This is a genomic window from Anoxybacillus sp. (assembly GCF_036834105.1).
Taxonomy (GTDB): Bacteria; Bacillota; Bacilli; order Bacillales; family Anoxybacillaceae; genus Anoxybacillus.
Genome location: NZ_DAITON010000047.1, coordinates 1 through 4587 on the forward strand (window position 1 = coordinate 1; position 4587 = coordinate 4587).

Genomic DNA, 4587 nt, shown 5'->3' on the forward strand with positions numbered 1-4587 from the left:
ATCGGGTGTGCTGCGTGAATCAGAGGTTAAAATGTCAATTTGGATGTATATAGATGATCGTTTTGTTCAACAACATATCGATCTTTTAAGACGATGTCACATAGATGCGATACGTATGGATGAACTGTCGTATCAAGAACATCAAGTCATTTCAACGTATTCATCTATCTTTCAACAAGAAGAAGAGTACGTGTATTTAACACCTTTTGGCGAATTTTTGCTAGAACATGAGAAATATACACATTTATTTGAAACGAAGTATTTCGCTACGAAACAAGTGATAAAAATGATAGAAAAAGATAAACAGTTCTCCATAGATCAAATAAAAGAACTTGTAAAAAAGCTAAAGTATGCAGAAAGAATCATTCCAGACTTACAGCATGAGAAAGAATTTGAAAAAATTGATCAAAAAAAAGTAAAGTTTCATTTGTATAAATCGATCACAGGAAAAGTATTCCGTCTTGCTTATCGGTACGATGAAGCTGAGGATCAGTTATATGCTAACTATTTATGGTTTGATCATAAGCAATACGAACGGGAAGCAGAGAAAGGTGTCGGACTGTACGAAGCATACGATGAATTTCAAGACGTTACGCATCTTATTCTCGGAAATACAATTAAGTGAGGGGAATAATAATGAGTCATTCAGCCATTTGTAAACGGTCATATGATATGAAATTGATTACCCCCCTCGCCATGCATGGGGCGAACCCGAAGCAACAGGCGGAATTTCGCATCGCATCGTGGCGCGGTGTGTTGCGGTATTGGTGGCGAACACTTCAAGAAGAAAATAACAATGAAACGTTGCTAAAAAAAGAAGAGACGCTGTTCGGCGGAACGATGATCAACAAACAAAAATCACCTATTGCTTTTGTGCTAGAAAAAGAGATGGTGAGTGCGAAAAAAGAAAATGTTCTTCCACATAAACAAGGGACTGCTGTTCCAGCTATTCCGAGCGGATATACTGTGACGGTGACGATGCAAGCGCGCAACCGACATGAACAGCTCGTGCACACGTATGATTTGTATGTGCAATATATGCTTCATCTTGCTGGCATGGGACAGCGGGCGCGGCGCGGATTCGGGGCGATGCAATGGGAAAATCATCAATGGGAAAATGTTGCGCAGTTTTCCCATAGCTTACAACAAATTATTCAACAACTAGATGTCGGCGAACATTTTTCATTTTCAAACCAAGGGTGTATAGTAAAGCGAAAAAAACATGTTAACACACGTTACCCTGTTTTATCAGCTGTTTGGATTGGTGAGGGGATGAAATCTCCGCAAAGTATATTGCTTAAATATGGACAAGCATCGCATGAAGCAAATGGTGGCGGTGAACTTGGATGGGTGCGTGGCAGAAAAAAGTGGGCTTCGCCATTATGGTGCACTGTAAGAAAAATTGGTGACTTATACTATCCAGTTGTTACAGAAGTGAAGGCAAATGATGAAAAATATACGAGTAAACATTATGAGCGTCAACGGGATAAGTTTTTACAAATAGTTGGGGTGAAATTATGACGAACCGCCATGTTGTCATTTTTACAATCGGTCCTGTCCAGTCATTTATTGCTTCTGCGCGAAGAACAGAAGATTTGTGGAGCGGGAGTTACATTCTTTCTTATTTAGCAAGGGAAGCGATGAAAGCGTTGTATCAAATGGATGAAAAAGCTGAAATCGTATTTCCGAACGTGTCGAAAGAAGAATTAAATAAGCCGAACGCAAAAAATTTTCATATCGCATCCATTCCGAACCGTTTTACTGCGATCGTCCATGGGAGTTCGCAGGAAGTATACGCGCGGTTAAAAGAAGTGGAACAAAGTGTACGTAACGTTTTTACGGACTTTTGTTTTCAAGCAATTGAAGAAGTGTTTTCTTCTTTAAGTGCAAAAGAAAAGGACAAGTTGTGCCAATTAACGGAGCGACAAATTCGCTCATTTTTAGAAGTATATTGGATTATTGAACCGTATGGAGATGAATCGTTTAAACAAGCGCGCGAGCGAGGAGAGAAACGACTTGGAGCGTTAAAAAACGAAAAAATGTTCGAATATGTGACACAATCAAGTTTCGTTTGTACGGTTTGTAAAGAGCGAGAAGCGCTTTGTCTTGATGATATTCATCCGAATGATCGGTACGGTAGGATTAAACAAAAATTAGCTAAGACGTGGGCTCGACGCGCTTACGAATACAAGGAAAACGAAGAAAAACAAACGGGAAAAATTAAAAATTCGGAGTTTTTATGTGGCATTTGTTTAGGGAAGCGAGCGGCTCGTTCTTATTTTGAAGAAAAGTTTAAACAGGCCGGAGCAAACTTTCGCCCATTCCCTTCTGTATTGGATATTGGTCGCGGAAACTACTACGCCATTGTGATGATGGATGGGGACAACATGGGGAAATTGTTTAGCGGTGACAAACAACATGCGTATAGTGAAGTGAGTGAAAAGCTTGCGCGTTTTGCCCAACAACATGTGCCGCATATTGTCGAAAAACATGAAGGTAAGCTCGTTTATGCGGGAGGAGATGATGTACTAGCTTTTGTCCCTGTTGACAAAGCGTTAATCATCGCAGAAGAGCTACGTTTTGCATTCAGCGATCAAGAGAAAGGACTTGGTGACGGGGCAACAGCTTCATTTGGCATTATCATTGGACATAAAAAAGCACCGCTTCATATGTTGCTTGATGGAGTGAGAAAGTTAGAGAAACAAGCGAAAAGCTATAGAAAGGAAAAGGATGCGTTCGCTCTCTCGGTTTATATGGGAGCAGGTGAGATTTTAGAAACGGTATTACCATGGGAAATCGAACATGAAAGAACATCGCAATTGTTATTAAAGTTTGTCGACTTACTTCATACGACGTTATCATCGACGTTTATTTATCGCTTTTTAGAAGCATTTTCCCCGTTACTAGAACAAGGTGGGAAATGGAAACAAAAAGATATGCTTTATCTAGAACTTCATCGCTTATTACATCGCTCAAAGCGTGAAGGAGCCCAACATGTCGATGTTCGTCCGTACGTCGAAGATTTAATGAAATTGCACGACGTAGTCAAAACAGGATATGACTTTTTATATTTGTTAAAAATGTTGACGTTTTTTCGGCGGAAGGAGGGGGAGAAAAAGTGAGATTGTCGTTACGACCAATTGATACGTTTTTTTTCAAAACTCATCAAGTGACAGAAGCAGGGGAGCATACGGTGATGGAATCGATGTTCCCCCCACGTCCGAGCACTATTTATGGTGCATTGCGTGCAGCGTATATTCACGCCCATACGTCATTTGACGACTTTGAACAAGGAACAAATGACCATGTACGTACATGGATGGGGACGCCAAAGAGTCACGGAAATTTTCAGTTGCAATATTGCACATTATTTCGAAATGAACCGTTTCTTCCTTTACCGCTTGATTATCAGTTAATCGAAGAAGACGGTAACATATCGGCACACCCTCTTCAATTATCAAAAGATAACAGGCTATCATCCGTTTCAAATCCGTGGCGTTTGACTGCGACACGACGAGCAAAAACAAAAGATACGAAACATCATTATGTAGGTATGAACCATTGGAAACAGGCGCTGCTAAAAGGCAGTAGCATGACAGACGTTGTATCTTTATCTGCCGTTGTCATTTCAGAAGAAAAGGTGGGCATCCAGCTGAATACATATGCGCGGACGACAGAGGGCGGTCAACTGTATCGTGCAACGCATTATCGTTTTCACGACGGTTGGGAGCTTGCGGCATATATGGAGCACGCCCCTGACTTTTCAAATGTTTCGTTTGCACGCATTGGTGGCGAAAACCGTCCATGGGTTATTCAGCAACGAAATGATTCGTTCTCATTATGGAATGAAAAGGAAAAAGAAGACATCGCGAATCGTATTCGTCAAACGAAAAAAGCGAAAATCGTATTTCTTTCTCCAGCTATTTTTGCAGGTGGTGCACGCCCGCGTCAATTTGATGGGGAATATGTCACGTTACCGAATGGGCTGAAAGTGAAATGGCTCATCGGTGCCATTGGACGTCCAGAGCTGTACGGTGGTTGGGACATCGTTCGTCACCGCCCGAAAGAGCGCATGCCGATGATTCCAGCAGGTTCTGTCATTTATGTGCAAATCGAACGTGAAGAACATATTCCGTATCTTATGGAACTAGCAAGCGGCATGCATTTCACAGATGAAAACGCACATGAAGGATTTGGTTTCGCTATTATGACAAGCGCAAATGAAAGCAAGGAGGAATTATAAATGTATTCAATCGTACAACCATTTTTATTGCACGCAGTTACATCTGTTCATGCAGGAAGCGGAAGTGAAATTGGACTCGTCGATTTACCGATCCAACGCGAAAAACATACTGGATTCCCAAAAATCGAAAGTTCTTCGTTGAAAGGAGCGCTTCGTTACCATATGACGCTTTCTGCAAATGGAAACAAAGATGAAGAAAAAAAACTAGAACTCATTTTCGGTGGAGAAAAAGGTGACGACAATAATACAGTTGCAAGTGCTACCGCGTTAAGTGATGCGCGCATCCTTCTTTTCCCTGTCAAATCGATGCGCGGCGTTTTTGCGTGGGTGACGTGCCCACAAGT

General features: G+C 41.4%; 4 protein-coding genes and 1 pseudogene. All 5 read left to right on the plus strand.

The genetic code is table 11. The annotated features are described in order from the left end of the window. A pseudogene (locus V7Z64_RS06515) lies at positions 1-625 on the plus strand (CRISPR-associated protein); the annotation flags it as partial. 11 nt (positions 626-636) lie between these two features. Next, on the plus strand, positions 637-1521 hold the full coding sequence (cmr1, locus tag V7Z64_RS06520; protein ID WP_297987832.1) for a type III-B CRISPR module RAMP protein Cmr1: 885 nt from the start codon (positions 637-639) through the stop codon (positions 1519-1521). Continuing rightward, a complete protein-coding gene (gene cas10 / locus V7Z64_RS06525) occupies positions 1518-3122 on the plus strand; it encodes a type III-B CRISPR-associated protein Cas10/Cmr2 (protein ID WP_297987830.1) in 1605 nt (534 codons plus the stop codon). The genes cmr1 and cas10 overlap by 4 nt, the downstream gene beginning before the upstream one ends. Beyond that, on the plus strand, positions 3119-4243 hold the full coding sequence (gene cmr3 / locus V7Z64_RS06530; RefSeq protein WP_334109801.1) for a type III-B CRISPR module-associated protein Cmr3: 1125 nt from the start codon (positions 3119-3121) through the stop codon (positions 4241-4243). The genes cas10 and cmr3 overlap by 4 nt, the downstream gene beginning before the upstream one ends. Beyond that, positions 4244-4587, plus strand: a 344-nt coding sequence (cmr4, locus tag V7Z64_RS06535) for a type III-B CRISPR module RAMP protein Cmr4 (RefSeq protein ID WP_334109803.1), incomplete at its 3' end; no start/stop codon positions are given.

What these genes read in the sequence shown, in the direction of transcription:
- cmr1 (WP_297987832.1), top strand. Translation starts at nt 637, where the DNA reads ATGAGTCATTCAGCCATTTGTAAACGGTCATATGATATGAAATTGATT.
- cas10 (WP_297987830.1), top strand. Translation starts at nt 1,518, where the DNA reads ATGACGAACCGCCATGTTGTCATTTTTACAATCGGTCCTGTCCAGTCA.